At 73.5% G+C, this 17,017-nt stretch carries 19 protein-coding genes and 1 pseudogene; 11 read left to right on the top strand and 9 right to left on the bottom strand.

The features are described 5' to 3' along the window. Both ACZ7JA_RS14900 and ACZ7JA_RS14895 read right to left on the bottom strand, forming a co-directional pair. The coding region (locus ACZ7JA_RS14900) for a maltotransferase domain-containing protein (protein WP_470808514.1) at window positions 1–722 on the bottom strand (722 nt) is incomplete at its 3' end. A gap of 107 nt (window positions 723–829) precedes the next feature. Continuing rightward, complete coding sequence (locus ACZ7JA_RS14895) at window positions 830–1,129, bottom strand: DUF5133 domain-containing protein (protein WP_143634047.1); 300 nt, start codon at window positions 1,127–1,129, stop codon at window positions 830–832. 305 nt (window positions 1,130–1,434) lie between these two features. On the opposite strand from ACZ7JA_RS14895, the gene ACZ7JA_RS14890 reads away from it, so the two are divergent. After that, window positions 1,435–1,944, top strand: a complete 510-nt coding sequence (locus ACZ7JA_RS14890) for a MerR family transcriptional regulator (protein ID WP_351670013.1) — start codon at window positions 1,435–1,437, stop codon at window positions 1,942–1,944. A 23-nt stretch (window positions 1,945–1,967) separates the two neighbouring features. Further along, window positions 1,968–4,130, top strand: a complete 2,163-nt coding sequence (glgX, locus tag ACZ7JA_RS14885) for a glycogen debranching protein GlgX (RefSeq protein ID WP_470808561.1) — start codon at window positions 1,968–1,970, stop codon at window positions 4,128–4,130. Window positions 4,131–4,206: 76 nt separating this feature from the next. Here the strand turns inward: glgX and ACZ7JA_RS14880 are convergent, their stop codons facing one another. Then, window positions 4,207–5,016: a VOC family protein gene (locus ACZ7JA_RS14880; protein ID WP_351670010.1), complete on the bottom strand. Its 810-nt coding sequence runs from the start codon at window positions 5,014–5,016 to the stop codon at window positions 4,207–4,209. Window positions 5,017–5,143: 127 nt separating this feature from the next. Here ACZ7JA_RS14880 and ACZ7JA_RS14875 point away from each other — a divergent pair, with 127 nt between their 5' ends. Continuing rightward, a complete protein-coding gene (locus ACZ7JA_RS14875) occupies window positions 5,144–5,458 on the top strand; it encodes an ANTAR domain-containing protein (RefSeq protein ID WP_351670007.1) in 315 nt (104 codons plus the stop codon). A gap of 3 nt (window positions 5,459–5,461) precedes the next feature. On the opposite strand, the gene ACZ7JA_RS14870 is transcribed toward ACZ7JA_RS14875, so the two are convergent. After that, window positions 5,462–6,253, bottom strand: a complete 792-nt coding sequence (locus ACZ7JA_RS14870; protein WP_351670005.1) for an RNA polymerase sigma factor SigF — start codon at window positions 6,251–6,253, stop codon at window positions 5,462–5,464. Between the two features lie 249 nt (window positions 6,254–6,502). On the opposite strand from ACZ7JA_RS14870, the gene ACZ7JA_RS14865 reads away from it, so the two are divergent. The 4 genes from ACZ7JA_RS14865 (at window position 6,503) to ACZ7JA_RS14850 (ending at window position 9,355) form a co-directional block, all read left to right on the top strand. Next, on the top strand, window positions 6,503–6,955 hold the full coding sequence (locus ACZ7JA_RS14865) for a MarR family winged helix-turn-helix transcriptional regulator (protein WP_351670003.1): 453 nt from the start codon (window positions 6,503–6,505) through the stop codon (window positions 6,953–6,955). Beyond that, entirely contained in the window at window positions 6,952–7,797 is an 846-nt protein-coding gene (locus ACZ7JA_RS14860; RefSeq protein WP_393437585.1) for an ABC transporter ATP-binding protein, read from the top strand. Before ACZ7JA_RS14865 ends, ACZ7JA_RS14860 begins: the two co-directional genes overlap by 4 nt. Further along, entirely contained in the window at window positions 7,757–8,602 is an 846-nt protein-coding gene (locus tag ACZ7JA_RS14855) for an ABC transporter permease (protein WP_389447742.1), read from the top strand. The genes ACZ7JA_RS14860 and ACZ7JA_RS14855 overlap by 41 nt, the downstream gene beginning before the upstream one ends. A gap of 228 nt (window positions 8,603–8,830) precedes the next feature. After that, window positions 8,831–9,355 carry a hypothetical protein gene (locus ACZ7JA_RS14850; RefSeq protein ID WP_351670046.1) on the top strand — a complete coding sequence of 175 codons (525 nt, stop codon included), beginning with the start codon at window positions 8,831–8,833 and terminating at the stop codon, window positions 9,353–9,355. 6 nt (window positions 9,356–9,361) lie between these two features. On the opposite strand, the gene hemC is transcribed toward ACZ7JA_RS14850, so the two are convergent. The 4 genes and pseudogenes from hemC to ACZ7JA_RS14830 all read right to left on the bottom strand — a co-directional run. Beyond that, a complete protein-coding gene (gene hemC / locus ACZ7JA_RS14845; protein ID WP_470808507.1) occupies window positions 9,362–10,297 on the bottom strand; it encodes a hydroxymethylbilane synthase in 936 nt (311 codons plus the stop codon). Between the two features lie 86 nt (window positions 10,298–10,383). Further along, window positions 10,384–11,154 (bottom strand): NPP1 family protein, encoded by a 771-nt coding sequence (locus ACZ7JA_RS14840; RefSeq protein WP_351669993.1) that lies wholly within the window; start codon window positions 11,152–11,154, stop codon window positions 10,384–10,386. Between the two features lie 111 nt (window positions 11,155–11,265). After that, window positions 11,266–12,243 (bottom strand): ATP-dependent DNA ligase, encoded by a 978-nt coding sequence (locus ACZ7JA_RS14835; RefSeq protein WP_351670043.1) that lies wholly within the window; start codon window positions 12,241–12,243, stop codon window positions 11,266–11,268. A 98-nt stretch (window positions 12,244–12,341) separates the two neighbouring features. Continuing rightward, window positions 12,342–12,735 (bottom strand): annotated as a pseudogene (locus tag ACZ7JA_RS14830) (MFS transporter); the annotation flags it as partial. Here ACZ7JA_RS14830 and ACZ7JA_RS14825 point away from each other — a divergent pair. The 4 genes from ACZ7JA_RS14825 to ACZ7JA_RS14810 all read left to right on the top strand — a co-directional run bounded on the left by ACZ7JA_RS14825 (window position 12,683) and on the right by ACZ7JA_RS14810 (window position 16,468). Next, window positions 12,683–12,838, top strand: coding sequence for a hypothetical protein (locus ACZ7JA_RS14825; RefSeq protein ID WP_470808567.1), 156 nt, complete (start codon window positions 12,683–12,685; stop codon window positions 12,836–12,838). The pseudogene ACZ7JA_RS14830 and the gene ACZ7JA_RS14825 overlap by 53 nt on opposite strands. 401 nt (window positions 12,839–13,239) lie before the next feature. Continuing rightward, entirely contained in the window at window positions 13,240–13,620 is a 381-nt protein-coding gene (locus tag ACZ7JA_RS14820) for a DoxX family protein (protein ID WP_351669991.1), read from the top strand. Beyond that, window positions 13,617–14,084, top strand: a complete 468-nt coding sequence (locus ACZ7JA_RS14815) for a peroxiredoxin (protein ID WP_470808504.1) — start codon at window positions 13,617–13,619, stop codon at window positions 14,082–14,084. Before ACZ7JA_RS14820 ends, ACZ7JA_RS14815 begins: the two co-directional genes overlap by 4 nt. Before the next feature lie 53 nt (window positions 14,085–14,137). Beyond that, complete coding sequence (locus tag ACZ7JA_RS14810) at window positions 14,138–16,468, top strand: SpoIIE family protein phosphatase (protein WP_470808502.1); 2,331 nt, start codon at window positions 14,138–14,140, stop codon at window positions 16,466–16,468. On the opposite strand, the gene ACZ7JA_RS14805 is transcribed toward ACZ7JA_RS14810, so the two are convergent. Continuing rightward, window positions 16,469–16,903 (bottom strand): cupin domain-containing protein, encoded by a 435-nt coding sequence (locus ACZ7JA_RS14805; protein WP_351669982.1) that lies wholly within the window; start codon window positions 16,901–16,903, stop codon window positions 16,469–16,471. It abuts the gene before it with no gap. Window positions 16,904–17,017 lie beyond the last annotated feature (114 nt).

Genomic DNA, 17,017 nt, shown 5'->3' with positions numbered 1-17,017 from the left:
AGGTACACGACGTCGAAGCCCATCTCCGCGATCGCCTCGAGCCGCCGCTCGGCACTGCGGAACGTGCCGTGCGGCCGCTCCGCGGTGCCCTCCGAGCGCGGGAAGAACTCGTACCACGAGCCGTACAGGGCGCGCTCGCGCTCCACCAGCAGCGGCATCGCCTCCGACGCGGTCACCAACTCCCGCAACGGGAACCGCGACAGCACCCCCTCAACCTCCGGCGACAGCGCCGGCTTCAGGCGGTGGTGGACCGACCGCGTGTCGTCGCCGAGGGCGTGCGCGGCCTCCATGACCAGGACCCGCTCCGGCCCCTTGGGCACCCCGGCGGCGGCACGCTCGTAGAGCTCGGCGCCCTCCTCCAGGACCAGGCCGGTGTCGATGCCCGCCGGGATCTTGACGGAGGCGGTGTGCCGCCAGGTCGCCAGCGGATCGCTCCACGCCTCCACCCGGAACGTCCAGCGGCCGGTCGCGTCCGGGGTGATCTCCGCGCCCCACACGTCGCTGCCGGGGGACAGCTCCCGCATCGGCGTCCAGGGGCCGCGACGGCCCTTCGGATCCCGCAGGACCACGTTGGCGCCGACGGCGTCGTGCCCCTCCCGGAACACGGTGGCCGTGACCTGGAACGTCTCCCCGGCCACCGCCTTCGCCGGGCGCCTGCCGCACTCAACGGCCGGCCGTACGTCACGTACCGGTACGCGGCCGATGGCCGGGGTCCTGCGCATGGTTCTCACCTCCGCCGTGCGCGAAGCCGGGCCCAGGGCCCGGCTCCGCGATCCGATGCACGTCCGGCCGCTGCCGGTCCGTGCGGAACGCCATGTACGGTGCCAGGTCATGGGCTTGGCGCCGTGGAACGCCGCTCCGAAGGCGGCGCGCGCCGCGCCGCCCGGCCCGGCTGGGGCCGGCCGTCCTGCTCGCGCAGGTAACCGGCCAGAGTGGAGCGCAGATAGCGCTCCGCCGCGTCCGCTGCCTCCCGGGCGCAGCGCTTTCCCATCAGCACGCACAAGGTGTAGCCCGAGTCCTCGAAGGTTGCCCGGACCGTGCGGTCGTGGGGCGAGGCGAGCATCACGCGCTCCCAGGCCCGGTAACGCCGCAACTGCCTGGCCACTTCGGCCTTGGCGGGTAGCAGCATGACCCTCTTCACCTTCCACGCTCTCGACTGGGCGCGTTCCCGACGGTCGGGTGGTGTCCGCGCAGGGGTGGGCACGGAACCGTTACGGCGATCGAGGCTTTCACTCATGGTGCACGTACAGACACGCACCGTCCTGTTGGACGTTCAACCACTAGGGCCGTTCGGGATGCTCGTGTTGCACGAATGGCGTAGCGACCCCACTGTGGGAGGTGACTCAGGAGCGATCACTGCTCACGCTCGGTGTCCGGGAACCCTCCCGGACGGGGTGAGGGAGCGAGAGCCTCGCCGGTGAGGAGCAAGCGACGATGAAGACCGCAGTGCCCTGCTACTACCACATCGATGTGGAAGTCAGCCCGGATCGGGTGGGACAGGTCAGCCGCATTCTGGGCGCCCACCTCCGCTACTGGGACCTCGACAACCTCGTGGCCCCCGTCCGCCGCGGCGCCGAACTGCTGCTGCGGGCGATCGAGCAGCACGCCACGGAGAAGACCATGTCCATCGAGATGTGGTGGAACGGCCAGCATCTGATCACGGCGGTCGGCGGCGGCGACCGCGACCTGCGTCCCGACCAGGACCTGCGGGCCTGCCTGGCGGACATCGCCGCCATGAGCGACGGATGGGGCTGCTGCGCCTCGGAGACCGGAAGTGTGATCATCTGGTTCTCGCAGCGCGCCCGCACCGGCGAGCGCGTCCCGCTCGTGCCGACCGCCCCGGCGCCGAGCCTCAGCGAGGGCCTGCAGGTGCCGCGCGAGGCGCGGGTGGCCGCGCTCGCCGCGCCGGCCGCCGCGGACGGCGTCCTGGAGGGCGCCCGGTGACGGCTCGGAAGTCCCGGAAAGGGGTGCCCGTGTGGAACGGGCACCCCTACCCGTTGGGGGCCGTGTTCGACGGCGAGGGCACCAACTTCGCGCTGTTCAGCGAGGTCGCCGAGCGCGTCGAGCTGATCCTGGTCGACGACGCCGGCGCCGAGACGCCGGTCCCGCTGCACGAGGTCGACGGCTTCGTGTGGCACGCCTACCTGCCCGGCGTCGGCCCCGGCCGGCGCTACGGCTACCGCGTGCACGGCCCCTGGCAGCCGTCGCTCGGCCACCGCTGCAACCCGGCCAAGCTGCTGCTCGACCCGTACGCCCGCGCCGTGGACGGCCAGATCGACAACCACGCCTCCCTGTACGAGCGCTCGCCCGACGGCCCCTCCCCGGAGGACAGCGCCGGGCACTCGATGCTGGGCGTGGTCACCGACCCGTACTTCGACTGGGGCGACGACCGCCCGCCGCGCCGCTCGTACGCGGACTCCGTGATCTACGAGGCCCATGTGCGCGGCCTGACCCGTGTCCACCCGGAGGTCCCCGAGCGGCTGCGCGGCACCTACGCCGGTCTCGCGCACCCCGCCGTCATCGACCACCTGACCTCGCTCGGCGTCACCGCGGTGGAGCTGATGCCGGTCCACCAGTTCGTCCAGGACGGCGTCCTGCAGGACCGGGGCCTCGCCAACTACTGGGGCTACAACACCATCGGCTTCTTCGCACCGCACAACGCCTACGCCGCCTTCGGCAGTTCGGGCCAGCAGGTCAACGAGTTCAAGGCGATGGTGAAGGCGCTGCACGCGGCCGGCCTCGAGGTCATCCTCGACGTGGTCTACAACCACACCGCCGAGGGCAACGAGTTCGGTCCCTCGCTGTCCTTCCGGGGCATCGACAACGCCTCCTACTACCGTCTGGTGGACGGCGACTGGGCGCACTACTACGACACCACCGGCACCGGCAACAGTCTGCTGATGCGCCACCCCTACGTGCTCCAGCTCATCATGGACTCGCTGCGGTACTGGGTGACCGAGATGCACGTCGACGGCTTCCGCTTCGACCTCGCGGCCACCCTGGCCCGGCAGTTCCACGAGGTGGACCGGCTCTCCGCGTTCTTCGACCTGATCCAGCAGGACCCGGTGATCAGCCGCGTCAAGCTGATCGCCGAACCCTGGGACGTGGGGGAGGGCGGCTACCAGGTGGGCAACTTCCCGCCGTTGTGGTCGGAGTGGAACGGCCGCTACCGGGACGCCGTACGGGACTTCTGGCGCGGTGAGCCCGGCTCGCTCGGCGAGTTCGCCTCCCGGCTGACCGGATCGTCCGACCTCTACCAGCACAGCCGCCGCACACCGCGCGCCAGCGTCAACTTCGTCACCGCGCACGACGGATTCACCCTGCGCGACCTGGTGTCGTACAACGACAAGCACAACGAGGCCAACGGCGAGGGCAACCAGGACGGCGAGAGCCACAACCGGTCCTGGAACTGCGGGGCCGAGGGCGACACCGACGACCCGGCCGTGCTGGAACTGCGCGCCCGCCAGCAGCGCAACCTGCTGGCCACGCTGCTGCTCTCGCAGGGCATCCCGATGCTCTGCCACGGCGACGAGATCGGCCGGACCCAGCGCGGCAACAACAACGCCTACTGCCAGGACAACGAGGTCTCCTGGGTTGACTGGGAGATCACGGACGAGCAGCGCTCGCTCGCCGACTTCACCCGGTACGTGATCGGCCTGCGCGCCCGCCACCCCGTGCTGCGCAGGCGCCGCTTCTTCCGCGGCGAGACCCCGGTCAACGCCCGGCAGCCGCTGCCCGACGTGATGTGGCTGCGGCCCGACGCCCGTGAGATGACCGAGCGGGACTGGCACCGCGAGGACGCCCACTCGATGGGCGTGTTCCTCAACGGCGACGCCATCGCCGAACGCGACCCGCACGGCCGCCGGGTGATCGACGACTCGTTCCTGGTGCTGCTCAACGGCTACTGGGAACCGGTCGTCTTCCGCCTGCCCGACGAGTCCCTCGGCGAGCGCTGGACCACCCTGATCGACACCGCCGACCCCGACGGCATCCCCGACGAGCGGGAACGCAAGGCCGGCACCCGGCTGCGGGTGGAGCCGCGCAGCCTGGTCGTCCTCTCCCGCCCCTCCGGCGGCTCCCGCCCGGCGCGCCCGGCCCGCGGCAGCCGTCCGGCCCGCGGCGCCCGCTGATCCGACCGACGGTCCGCCGGCGTGCCTCGGGGCGCCCACCCTCCGGTGGGCGCCCCGGGAACGTGCCGGCGGACCGTCAGCGCGGGTTGCGGGAGGTGACCGTGAACTGCGCGCCGTCCGGGTCGCGCAGGATCGCCTCCTGCTCGCCCTCGCTCAGTACGCTGCCGCCGTGCTTCTCGGCGGTGCGGGCACAGCCCGCCACGTCCTCCACCGCGAAGTGGACCTGCCAGTGCGGCCGGACGGACGGGTCCGGGGCCGCCTCGACCGCGCCCGAGTCGATGCGCGCCACCACGTCGCCCCGGCTGCGCAGCACCACCTCGCCGCCCTCGTACTGGACCTCGCAGCAGCCCGGCTCCCCGGTCGCCCAGCCGAGGATCTCGCCGTAGAAGATCGCCGAGTCGAAGGCGTTGCGGGTGTGCAGCCGGATGAAGGTCGGGGCCGCCTGCCGCCAGGCCTCCCAGTTGCCGACCAGCTCGCCCTGCCAGATGCCGAAGGTGGCCCCGTCCCGGTCGGCGAGCAGCGCCGCCCGTCCCGGTGGGAACGACAGCGGCCCGACCGCCGCCGTACCGCCGCGCTCCCGGGCCCGGGACACGGCCTCGTCGGCGTCCGGCACCGCGAAGTACGGCGTCCAGGCCACCGCCATCTGCCACATCGAGGCGACCGCGGCGATCCCGGCCACCGGCACCCCGTCCGCCAGGGCGATGCGGAAGTGCTCGCCGAGCTTCGCGCCGCGCCACCGCCAGCCCAGCAGGGCCGAGTAGAACTCCTGGGTCGCGCCCAGATCGCGGCTGGTCAGGCTCACCCAGCACGGGGCGCCGAAGACGGAGTGCGTCGAGAGCAGCTCGCGCGTCCTCGTCCCACCGCCGGCAGGCTTGTCATCGTTCATGTCTGTCGCGTCCTGAGTCTCGGGGCCCGGCGGCCACCGCTCACGCACCAGTGTCCAACCGGAATGGCCTGACGTGCTCGTCGAGTACCCCGGTGCCGATCGTCCAGGCGGGTGACACGATGGAGGCATGGCGCACAGCGACGCGGAACGGATCGTCGAACTGGAGGCGGAGGTCGACCAGCTGAAGGAGGCCGTCTCCTCCCACGCCGTCGTCGACCAGGCCATCGGGATGATGGTCGCCCTCGGCCGGGTGACCCCGGACCAGGGCTGGCAGGTACTGAAGGACGTCTCCCAGCACACCAACATCAAGCTGCGCAACGTGGCGGAGCTGATCGTGATCTGGGGCCGTCGCGGCGAGATCCCGCCCGACATCCGCGCCGCGCTCGAAGAGGGCCTGGACAGTCACGGGCCCACGCAGGTGCCGGGGACGGACGGGGACTGAGGCTCAGCCTGTCTCCGCGAGCAGTTCCTCGCGCAGCCGGTCGAAGCAGCCGCTCAGCAGCCGCGAGACGTGCATCTGCGAGATGCCCAGCTGCTCGGCGATCCGGCTCTGCGTCATTCCGCCGAAGAACCGCAGGTAGAGGATGGTGCGCTCGCGCTCGGGCAGCGCCGCCAGACACGGCTTCACCGCGGCCCGGTCGATGACCAGGTCGAATCCCGGGTCCGGAGAGCCCAGCGAATCCCCGAGCGCGTACCCCTCCGTGCCGGCCACCTCGGCGTCCAGGGACAGCGCGGAGAAGCACTCCAGCGCCTCCATGCCGGTGCGCACCTCGTCCTCGCTCAGCCGCGTGTGCGTGGCGATCTCGGCGACCGTGGGCGCCCGGCCGGGCGTGGTCTGGGCCAGTTCCTTGAGAGCGGTGCGCACCCGGTTGCGCAGGTCCTGCACCCGGCGCGGCACGTGCAGGGTCCACATGTGGTCGCGGAAATGGCGCTTGATCTCTCCGGTGATGGTGGGTACCGCGTACGCCTCGAAGGCCCGGCCGCGGTCCGGGTCGTAGTGGTCGACGGCCTTGACGAGGCCGAGCGCGGCGACCTGGTAGAGGTCTTCCAGGGACTCCCCGCGACCGCGGAACCGTACGGCGATCCGCTCGGCCATGGGGAGCCAGAGCCGGACCAGATCGTCCCGGAGCGTCTGCCGCTCGGGACCGTCGGGCAGGCTCGCGAGCCGCTCGAAGGACTCGCCCGTGTCGGGGGCGTCGTCGTGGGGGTGAGGCCTGGTGCTGCCAGTGACAGGCATCGCGCGCACCTCTCTCAGCAGGTGCTGGTCGACAGACACCGTGGGAGGGTGCGCTCGGATGCTGGAAGGAACACCGGGGCGCCCGGCCGGAACCGGCTCCCACGGACGTGCCTCCTGTCCGAAGCACGCAGTACGCATTCCCTGAACCGGGCGAATCAAAACAAAACGGCCCATTCAGGTCAGGTCCGGTGTCTTTCTTGACCTCTCCTTGGGGTCCGATACCTCTGTGACAGAGGTAATCTTCCGGATGTGGAAGCGGAACTGTCCGAGGAACTGGCCGACACGCTCGTGCGCATCCAGCGGCTGATCCGACGCCGGCTGCGCGGCGGTCTGACCGGGCCGCGGCTGCGGGGTGCCGAAGTGGAGCTGCTGCGGCTGGTCGAGGCCCGGCCCGGCATCGGGGTCTCGGACGCCGCCAGGGCCCTGCATCTGGCGGGCAACTCCGTGTCGACGCTGGTCAACCACCTGGTGCGCGACGGCCAGCTGATCCGCGAGACCGACCCGGCCGACCGGCGGGCCGTCCGCCTGCTGCTCACCGACTCCGCCCTGCGACGGCTGCGGGACTGGCGGCACCGCCGCGCCGAACTGGTCGAACGGCATGTGGCCCGGCTCGGCGAGGCCGACCGGGAGGCGCTGCGCGCGGCGCTCCCGGCGCTGCGCGAACTCGCAGCGACCCTGCACGAGGAGGCCGAGGAGACATGACGAGCGACACCCCCGCCCCGCCCGCCGAGGCGGTCGCCTGCACCGGCCTCGGCTACGCCTTCGGCGACAACCGCGCCGTCGACGGGCTGGACCTGACCGTCCACCGGGGCGAGGTGTTCGGGCTGCTCGGCCCCAACGGCGCCGGCAAGACCACCGCCATCCGCTGCGTCACCACCCTGCTGCCGGTCCCGGCCGGCACCGTCCGGGTGTTCGGGCGCGACGCGGCCCGGGAGCGCATGGCGGTACGCCGTCTGCTCGGCTACGTCCCCCAGCAGCTCTCCGCCGACAGCGGACTCACCGGACGGGAGAACGTCGCCCTGTTCGCCCGGGTCTTCGACGTGCCGCGCCGCGAACGCGGCGAACGCGTCGCCCGGGCCCTGGACGCCGTCGGCCTCGCGGACGCCGCCGACCGGCTCGCCGGCACCTACTCCGGCGGCATGATCCGCCGCCTCGAACTGGCCCAGGCCCTGGTCAGCGCGCCCCGGCTGCTGATCCTGGACGAGCCCACCATCGGCCTGGACCCGATCGCCCGCACCGGCGTCTGGGAGCACATCAACGCCGTCCGGGCCGCCACCGGCATGACCGTCCTGGTCACCACCCACTACATGGACGAGGCCGACCAGTACTGCGACCGGGTCGGCCTGATGCACCGCGGCCGCGTCCGCGCCCTGGGCACCCCGGCCGAACTGCGCCGGGGCCTCGCCGAACGCGAGGGCACGGACACCCTGCCCACGTTGGAGGACGTCTTCCGGGACGTCGCCGGCAGTGGCCTCGACGACCACTCCGGAGGAGGATTCCGCGATGTCCGAAGCACCCGCCGCACCGCGCGCCGCGTCGGCTGACGGCACGGACCCGCTGCTGTACCCGCCCCGGCCGCGCCCGGGCTGGCGGCTGCTGCCCGCCCGGATCGGCGCGATGTGCGCCGTGGAACTGCAGAAGCTGCGGCACGACCGCACCGAGCTGTACACCCGCGCGGTCCAGCCGGCCCTGTGGCTGCTGATCTTCGGCCAGACCTTCACCCGGATCCGGGCGATCCCCACCGGCGGCATCCCCTACGTCGACTACCTGGCGCCGGGCATCATCGCCCAGTCGGCGATGTTCATCGCCATCTTCTACGGCATCCAGATCATCTGGGAGCGGGACGCGGGCATCCTGAACAAGCTGCTCGTCACCCCGACCCCGCGGTCGGCGCTGATCACCGGCAAGGCGTTCGCGGCGGGGGTGAAGTCGCTGGTCCAGGCGGTCGTCGTCATCGTCATCGCGGCCGTCCTGGGCGTCGCCCTCACCTGGAACCCGCTGAAGCTGCTCGGCGTGGCAGGCGCGGTGGTCCTCGCCTCCGTCTTCTTCTCCTGCCTCTCGATGACCATCGCGGGCGTCGTCCTCAGCCGCGACCGGCTGATGGGCATCGGGCAGGCGATCACCATGCCGCTGTTCTTCGGCTCCAACGCCCTCTACCCGATTTCTTTGATGCCGGGCTGGCTCCAGGCCGTCAGCAAGGTCAACCCGCTCAGCTACCAGGTCGACGCGCTGCGCGGCCTGCTGATCGGCACCCCCGCCCACCTCGGAGCCGACTTCGGCGTCCTCGCGGTGGCCGCCGCGCTCGGCGTCGCCGCGGCCTCCTCGCTGCTCGGCCGGCTGGCCCGCTGAACCGCACGCCGGAGCACCCGGCGCCGCGGTCCGCCGGTCCGGCCGCCGACGTGATGTGCGGCACGCGCCCGGACCCGGCCCGGGAGCCCGCCGGACGGATTTCTCCTGGGCAGCGCTTGATCACCGATCAAAGCGGGCGAACCCGCTGGCCACAGCGCATTCCGCTCATTTGACAGTGCGCTCGGCACACAGATAGACAGCAGCTCTCGAAAGGTGGAGAGGGGCATTGTGTACGAGCCGAACGTGGTCGGGGACTGGCAGGAGTACGACGAGCATGCCGGTCTGCGGATCCGCGTCCACCGCCTGGAGGCGGCCGAGCCGCCGCGCGGACGCGACGACGCCGCCGCGGGTCTGACGTACTTCAGCGTCCGGGTGACGATCGAGAACCGCGGCTCGCGGCACTACGGCATCCACCTCGAGGACGGCCAGCTCGACGTCCGCGTCGGCCCCGACGGGGAGGGCGCCTTCATCGACTGGCGCAACTCCCAGTTCATCGAGGGCTTCGACGTCTACCCGCTGCGCCGGGCCACCGCCGTGCTCTACGCCGCCGGACCCGAGCCCTCCCTGACGCACGTGGACGTCCAGGTGCAGCTCCGGGTGGACGAGGAGTGGACCGACCGCCGGATGTGGGCGGGCGGGATCGGCGCACCGGAGGGCGCCACGCCCGCCGCCCCGGCGGCCGGCGCGCAGACCAGCCTGGCCCACCAGGTGAGCGCCTTCCTCAAGGAACAGACGGAGCCGGGCGGCGCCTGAGCCGGCTCAGTGCGGGATGCCGTCGATGATCTCCCGCGCCCCCTGCCGCAGCAGCGACACCGCGACCGAGGTGCCCAGCGTGGCCGCGTCCAGCCGGCCCGCCCACTCGTGGGCGTTCAGCCGGGTCTTGCCGTCGGGGGTGAACACACAGGCCCGGAGGGAGAGTTCACCGGAGCGGTCCACGCGCGCGTAGCCGGCGATCGGGCTGTTGCAGTGGCCCTGCAGCACATGCAGGAACATCCGCTCGGCTGCGGCCTCCCGGTGCGTGTCCGGATCGCCGAGAGCGCTGATCACGTCGATCAGCTCGGTGTCGCCCTCCCGGCACTGCAGGGCGAGGATGCCCGCGCCGATCGGCGGCATCATCGTCTCCGTGGACAGCACCTCGCTGATCACGTCCGCGCGGCCGATCCGCTCCAGACCGGACACCGCGAGCAGCAGCGCGTCCGCCTCGCCGGCGGCCAGCTTGGCCAGCCGGCGGTTGGCGTTGCCGCGGAACGGCACGCACTGCAGGTGCGGGTGCGAGGCGGCGAGCTGGGCCACCCGGCGCACCGCCGAGGTGCCGATCCGGGTGCCCGCCGGAAGCTCGTCCAGCGTGAGTCCGCCCGGGTGGACCAGCGCGTCCCGCACGTCGTCCCGCTTGAGGAACGCGGCGAACACCGTGCCGGCCGGCAGCGGCCGGTCGGCGGGCACGTCCTTGACGCAGTGCACCGCGAGGTCCGCCTCCCCGGCCAGCAGGGCCGCGTCCACCTCCTTGGTGAACGCGCCCTTGCCCTCGACCTGGGACAGATCGCCGAGCCACTTGTCTCCGGTGGTCTTCACGGGGACGACCTCGGTGCGCACCCCCGGACGCAGTACGCCCAGGTCGGCGCGCACGCGCTCGACCTGGGCGAGAGCCATCGGCGAGTCGCGGGAGACGATACGGATCAACTCGGGCACGGACATGGTGGACACCATAGACCCTCACCGGCGCCGCGACGCACGCCGGCCCGTGGACAGTGGCGACTCGGCGGCAGGGGACGAGCGCGCCGTCAGGCGTTCGGGTCGAAGGGGATGCCGGAGGGCTTGGCCGAGGCGAGGTGGGAGGCGAAACTCCCGTCCTTGAGGCCGAAGTGGGCGCTGCCGAAGTCGTACGCGCTCAGTTTCTCGCGCAGCCCCGCCGGATAGCCGTTCCAGCCGACCAGCGGCGGGTACTGCCAGGTGTGCTTGTGGTTCTCCGGCGGCTCGTCGCCCGAGTTGGCCAGCCGGAAGCAGTGGGTGCCGATGCCGTCCTTGTGGTAGACGACCTTCGGGTGGCCGCCGTCGAAGCGGACCTCGGAGGCCGGGTGCACGGTGAACGAGCCGTGGTTGGACGTCGACACGTACCGCACCTGCCCGTCCTGCACCCACACCACCACGTGCTCCCAGTCGTTCCGGTGCCCGCCGATGCTGCTGCCGGGCAGCGCCTGGTCCTTCTCGAAGTACAGGCCGTAGAGGTAACCGCACCAGCCGTTGTCGCACTTGTAGCGCGAGTAGCTGTTGGTGTTGTCGAGGTCGGAGGCGTCGTGGCAGTTGCCGTTCAGCGCGCCCGTCGGCTTCAGACCGCCGTTGACCGTCCCGTCCGGCCCGATGGCGGGCGTCGGATAGCAGCCGTCGGTGTCGTAGTCGAAGGCCGGCTGGTACGCCAGCTCGCCGGGCTCGGCGTTGCGGGGCAGCGCGGCGGGCGGCGCGGCGAAGGCGACGGAGGGGACGGCCACGACGAGAGCGGCGGCACCGGCCAGCGCGGCGAGCCAGCTCCGGGCGCGAAGACGCGGCAAGGGCATGTGAGCCTCCAACTGCGGTGGGGGGCAGGGGAGTTCAGCATCCCGGCCGGGCGCCCCGCTGCCAAGGGGTCACAGGCGTCCCAGAAGTGAAGGGCCGTGGAACAGCCGCGGCTAGCCGAAGTCCTCCGGCAGGTCCGCCGACGACTCCTCGGCGGTCAGGTCGGGGCGCAGCCGCTGCCACGAGGGCTGGCGCAGCATCCCGGCCCGGGTACGGGTGCTGTAGCTGACCTCGCCGACCAGCCGGGGCAGCACCCAGTGGGCGCCCGCGACACGCGGCACGGGGTCGAAGGGGCAGCGGCCGCTCGCCTCGGCCCGCAGCAACCGGGCCAGTTCCGTACGCTCCGCCTCGCTCCAGCCGGTGCCCACCCCGCCGACGTAGCGCAGCCGGCCCCCGGCGCGCTGGCCGACCAGCACGGCGCCGGGGAGCCCGGTCAGCCGCCCCTTGCCGGGCAGCCAGCCGCCGACGATCACGTCCTCGCTGCGCATGTTCCGGATCTTGATCCAGGAGCGGGAGCGCACCCCCGGCTCGTACACCGAGTCGAGCCGCTTGCACACCAGGCCCTCCAGGCCGTGCTCCCGGGTCGCCCGCAGGGCCTGCGCGCCGTGTCCGGTCACCGCGGCCGGCGTCGACCAGTGCGGTCCGGTCAGGTCCAGCTCCGTCAGCCGCGCCCGCCGCCGCGTGTACGGGAGCCGCAGCAGGGGGCGTTCGAAGTGCGGGACGTCGAACAGCACCAGGTGGACCGGCACCTGGGCGGCGCGGCGGGCCGCCCGGGCGGGGGAGTGCGCGAGGCCCATCCGGCTCTGCAGCAACTGGAAGTCGGAGCGCCCCAGTTCGTCCAGGGCCAGCACCTCGCCGTCGAGGACGGCGGGCGTGCCGCCCAGGGCGGCGCCGAGCGGCCGCAGTTCGGGGTAGGCGCCGGTGATGTCCTCGCCGGAGCGGGCGCGCAGCAGGACGCTGCCGTCGCCGGGCAGGTAGACCATCACCCGCTGGCCGTCCTGCTTGGTCTCGTACGCCCACCGCTCGTCCTGGGCGGCGGGCGGCAGCGGCCCGGGGGTGGCGAGCATGGGCGCGACGAGCGGCAGGGTCACGGCGTTCACGGCTGAAGGTCTCGACCGCCGCGCCCGACCTCACGCGCCTTTCGGCCCCGGTTCCCCTGAACGGGCCCCGGGGCCGGGCGGGGCCGTCCTCAGCCCACCGGTTCGGCCGACGGCGCGCCGGCGGCCCGGGCCGCCACCGGGTCCGCCGGGCGGTGGCGGGGCAGGAAGGCGGCGAGCAGGGAGGCCGGGACGGCGGAGCCGGCGCCGAGCGCCAGGTAGACCTTGAAGCCGTTCTCGGACGGCAGCGTGCGACCGCCGCGGCCGGTGGTCAGGTGGGCGAGGACCACGCCGGCGACGGCGCCGGCCACCCGAGGTGCCGATGGACCGCATCAGGGTGTCGAGGCTGTTGGCGGCGGCCGTCTCGAAGGCGGGCACCGCGCCCATGATCAGCGCGGGCATGGCGCCGTAGGCGAACCCGACGCCGGCGCCGATGACGCAGGACACCAGGACCAGGTGCCAGACCTCGCTCATCAGCACGATGTTCGGCATCGCCGCCCTGCGCTCGTCCCGCGCGGCCGGAGCACACCGGCACCGGGCAGCGGCTCGTCACCGCGGGCTGACCGCGCCGCGCCGCACCCACCCCTAGGCCGCGCCCGCGCCCCCGGCCGCCGGCCGGAACCGTGCCGCGCCCGTGCCCGCCCCCGTGCCGCGTCCGCGACCCGGCCGTCGGCCGGAACCGTGCCGCGCCGCACCCACCCCTAGGCCGCGCCCGCGCCCCGGCCGCCGGCCCGAACCCTGCCGCGCCCGTGCCCGCTCCCGTGCCGCGTCCGCGACCCGGCCGTCGGCCGGAACCGTGCCGCGCCGCACCCGCCCCCGTGCCGGCCGCACCCGCCCCCGTGCCGCGTCCGCGACCCGGCCGCCGGCCGGGACCGTGCCGCCCGTGCCCGGTGCGGCACCGCGCGTTTTCCGCTCCCCGCCCGCCCGAAGCGCCCCTGGCCGCGACTACTGTCGAGTAATATCCGGCGGCAGGTCACCAGAGGAGGAACCGTGCCCCGGTCCGAACGCTCGCCCCTGCTGCTCGCCGGTCTGCTGGCCGCAGCCGGAGTCGCCCACTTCGCCGCACCCCGCCAGTTCGACCACCTCGTCCCGCGAGCGCTGCCGGGCTCGCCCCGCGCCTGGACGTACGGCAGCGGTGCCGTGGAGCTGGCCCTGGCGGCCGGTGTCGCCGCGCGCCGGACGCGTCCCCTGGCCGCCCGCGCGGCCGCCGCCTTCTTCGTCGGGGTGTTCCCGGCCAACGTGAAGATGGCCGTCGACTGGCGGGGCCGGCCCGCGCCGCAGCGCAACGCCGCCCTGGCCCGGCTGCCGCTCCAGGTGCCCCTGGTGCTGTGGGCCCGTGGCGTGGCCCGCGGCGGGGAGGGACGGTCGTGACCGGACGGGTCGAGGTGGGCGAGAAGGCCGAGGACTTCGCGCTGCCGGACGAGACCGGCACCGTCCGCAGGCTCACCGAGCTGCTGGCCGACGGCCCGGTCGTGCTGTTCTTCTACCCCGCCGCCCTGACGCCCGGCTGCACCGCCGAGGCCTGCCACTTCCGCGACCTCGCGGCCGAGTTCGCCGCGGTCGGCGCCCGCCCGGTCGGGATCAGCGGCGACAGCGTCGAACGCCAGCAGGAGTTCGCCGGCCGGCACACCCTCGGCATGACTCTGCTGTCGGACGCCGACGGCGCGGTGCGGGACCGGTTCGGGGTCAGGCGGGGCTTCACCCTCGCCCCGACCAAGCGGGTCACCTTCGTGATCGGCCAGGACCGCACCGTCCTGGAGGTGGTGCGCAGCGAGCTGCGCATGAACACCCACGCCGACCGCGCCCTCGCGGTGCTGCGCGCCCCCGGGGCCTGATCCGTCCGCCTCCGCGCTTGATGGACCGGAGCATTCGGATCATCCTGGGGCATATGGAGCGAGTCGCGGCCGCTGTGGTCATCGACGCCCAGGGCAGGGTGACCGGGTGGAGCCAGGGCGCGCGGCTGCTCACAGGCCGTGCGGCGGACGAGGTCGTCGGCCGGGCGGCGGTGGAGCTGCTGGCCGGCGAGCCGCCCGGCGGCGTCCTGGCCGCCGGGTCCGGCGTCCTCGCCCTGCGCCACCGCGAGGGACACACGGTCGAGGTCGCCGTGAGCGTCTGCCCGGTGCTCGGCGCCGGCGGCGCACCGGCCGGCCACGTGATCACCGCCGACCCGGCCGGCCCGGCGCTGGTCGGCGAGGCCTTCCGGCAGGCCTCCATGTCGATGTCGGTCTTCGACCTGGAGCAGCGCTACCTGTACGTGAACGAGGCCGCCTGCCGGCTGATGGGCGTGCCCGAGGACGCCCTGGTCGGCCGCCTCTACCAGGACACCGTCGAGGACGGCGAGCAGGCCCGGGGGTACGTGAGCCATCTGCGCGAGGTGGCCGAGACCGGCCGGCCGGTCCGCTACGAGAGTTTCGCCGATGACCCCGCCCTGTACCGGGCGCACGCCTGGAGCATCGAGATGTGGCCCCTGTGCGACGGCTCCGGAGAGCCCACCGCGGTGGCGCTCGCCGCCTTCGACAGCAGCGAGCAGCACTGGGCCCGCCGCCGGCTGGCCCTGCTGAACGAGGCCGCCACCCGCATCGGCACCACCCTCGACGTGGTGCGCACGGCCGAGGAGCTGATCGAGCTCCTGGTCCCGCAGTACGCCGACTTCGCCACCGTCGACCTGCTGGACTGGGTCCTCGGCGCGGACGAGCCGCCGGCGGGCCCGGAGAGCGGCACCGAGCTGCGGCGCGTCGCGCACCGCTCCGTCGTGCCCGGCAACCGGGGCGCGGCGCTGGCGCCGGGGGAGTCGGAGCGGTACCTGCCGTCCACCCCGCCGGCCGTGGCCCTCCGGGAGGGCCGGGCGGTGCTGGCCGGGACGGGCGAGCCGGCGTTCGACGAGTGGCTCGCGGACCGCAACGCGCGCTCCCCGGAGGGTCGGCCCCACCGCGAGGGCGTCCACTCGATGATCGCGGTGCCGCTGCGCGCCCGGGGCATCACCCTCGGCGCCGCGGTGTGCGTGCGCAAGTACCACTCGGACGCCTACGGCCCCGACGACGCGGTCTTCGCCGAGGAGCTGGCCAGCCGCGCCGCCGTCTGCGTCGACAACGCCCGCCGGTTCGCCCGTGAGCGCGACACCGCCCACGCCCTCCAGCACAGCCTGCTGCCGAGCGGCCTGCCGGGGCAGGCAGCGGTCGAGGTGGCCCACCGGTACCTGCCGTGCGGCTCGCTGGCCGGTATCGGCGGCGACTGGTTCGACGTCATACCCCTCTCCGGCAGCCGGGTCGCACTGGTCGTCGGGGACGTCGTCGGCCACGGCATCCGGTCCTCCGCGACCATGGGCCGGCTGCGCACGGCGGTGCGGACCCTCGCCGACGTCGACCTGCCGCCGGACGAACTCCTCACCCACCTGGACGACCTGGTCAGCCACCTGGCGTCCGACGGCACCGGCGAGGAGGTCGCCGAACTCGGCGCCACCTGCCTCTACGCCGTCTACGACCCCGTGTCCCGCAGGCTCAGCCTGGCCGCGGCCGGGCACCCGGCACCGGCCGTCGTGCTGCCCGGCGGCACCCCCGAGTTCGTGCCCATGAGCGCCGGGCCGCCCCTAGGCGTCGGCGGGCTGCCCTTCGAGGCGACGGAACTCGAACTGCCCGAGGGCTCGGTCGTCGCCCTCTACACCGACGGCCTGGTCGAGGGGCGCGAGCGGGACGTCGACCGGGCCGGCGAGGAACTGCGCCACGCCCTCGGCGTACCCGCCGCCTCGCTGGAGGCACTCAGCGACGACATCCTCAAGGCCGTCATGCCCGAGCGGCCCACCGACGACATAGCCCTGCTCCTGGTGCGCACCCGCGCCCTGGGCGCCGACCGGGTGGCCACCTGGGACGTGCCGCCCGACCCGGCCGCGGTGGCCGCCTTCCGGCAGGCGGCCACCGAGCGGCTGACCGAGTGGGGCCTCGAGGAGATCGCGTTCGTCACCGAACTCGTCGTCAGCGAACTGGTCACCAACGCCATCCGCTACGGGGAACCGCCCGTCCAGCTCCGCCTGATCCGCGACGGCGCGCTCATCTGCGAGGTGTCCGACGGCAGTTCCACCTCACCGCACCTGCGCCGGGCGCACGCCTACGACGAGGGCGGCCGCGGACTGCTGCTGGTCGCCCAGCTCACCCAGCGCTGGGGCAGCCGGCAGACGGGCAGCGGCAAGACCATCTGGGCCCAGCAGCCGCTGCCCGGCGCCTGATCACTCGAAGGAGCACCCCGGATTCGGCGCGTCCTCGGAGAACGGGGCGCCGTGCGGCAGCACGTAGAGCACCTCCAGGACGACGGGGACGGTGCCCAGGTTGCGGCCTATGTGCACCCGGTCCGGACCCGACGGCTCCTGGATCGCCGAGCCCGCGCGGTACACGCCGTCGGACGCGCAGCCGGAGTCGAAGTGGCTGAGGGTGCCCTGCTTCACCACGCCGTACAGCGGGCCGTCGTGGTAGTGCCAGCCGGTGCCCTGGCCGGGCGGGATGGTGATCTCGCGCAGGGTGTAGTCGGTGCCGCCGACCGTCCTCTGGGCGAGGGTCCGGGCCGTCACCCCGGAGCCCGGCGGAGTGGCCCCCGCGGCGGGGCAGGCGAGGAACGCGGCGGCGGTGACCACGCCGACGAGGGCGGTGCGGAGTGCGGTGCGCATGCGGAAGCCTCCATGGTCGCGAGCGGTTGCCGCGAACATAGAGGCACAAGGCGGGAGTTGGGGGCGGAACCGGGTGATCCGGTTACGCCGGCGGATGATCCGCTGGCGGCGGCC

Source organism: Streptomyces sp. NPDC038135, assembly GCF_055601245.1.
Note: the sequence above shows the minus strand (reverse complement) of the source record. Positions and strands in the feature narration are given on the sequence as shown.

Excerpts from the sequence above, each read along its gene's own strand:
- ACZ7JA_RS14895 (WP_143634047.1), bottom strand. The coding sequence starts at position 1,129 with ATGCTGCTACCCGCCAAGGCCGAAGTGGCCAGGCAGTTGCGGCGTTAC.
- ACZ7JA_RS14890 (WP_351670013.1), top strand. The coding sequence starts at position 1,435 with ATGAAGACCGCAGTGCCCTGCTACTACCACATCGATGTGGAAGTCAGC.
- ACZ7JA_RS14880 (WP_351670010.1), bottom strand. The coding sequence starts at position 5,016 with ATGAACGATGACAAGCCTGCCGGCGGTGGGACGAGGACGCGCGAGCTG.
- ACZ7JA_RS14875 (WP_351670007.1), top strand. The coding sequence starts at position 5,144 with ATGGCGCACAGCGACGCGGAACGGATCGTCGAACTGGAGGCGGAGGTC.
- ACZ7JA_RS14870 (WP_351670005.1), bottom strand. The coding sequence starts at position 6,253 with ATGCCTGTCACTGGCAGCACCAGGCCTCACCCCCACGACGACGCCCCC.
- ACZ7JA_RS14860 (WP_393437585.1), top strand. The coding sequence starts at position 6,952 with ATGACGAGCGACACCCCCGCCCCGCCCGCCGAGGCGGTCGCCTGCACC.
- ACZ7JA_RS14855 (WP_389447742.1), top strand. The coding sequence starts at position 7,757 with ATGTCCGAAGCACCCGCCGCACCGCGCGCCGCGTCGGCTGACGGCACG.
- hemC (WP_470808507.1), bottom strand. The coding sequence starts at position 10,297 with ATGTCCGTGCCCGAGTTGATCCGTATCGTCTCCCGCGACTCGCCGATG.
- ACZ7JA_RS14840 (WP_351669993.1), bottom strand. The coding sequence starts at position 11,154 with ATGCCCTTGCCGCGTCTTCGCGCCCGGAGCTGGCTCGCCGCGCTGGCC.
- ACZ7JA_RS14825 (WP_470808567.1), top strand. The coding sequence starts at position 12,683 with ATGACGCAGGACACCAGGACCAGGTGCCAGACCTCGCTCATCAGCACG.
- ACZ7JA_RS14810 (WP_470808502.1), top strand. The coding sequence starts at position 14,138 with ATGGAGCGAGTCGCGGCCGCTGTGGTCATCGACGCCCAGGGCAGGGTG.
- ACZ7JA_RS14805 (WP_351669982.1), bottom strand. The coding sequence starts at position 16,903 with ATGCGCACCGCACTCCGCACCGCCCTCGTCGGCGTGGTCACCGCCGCC.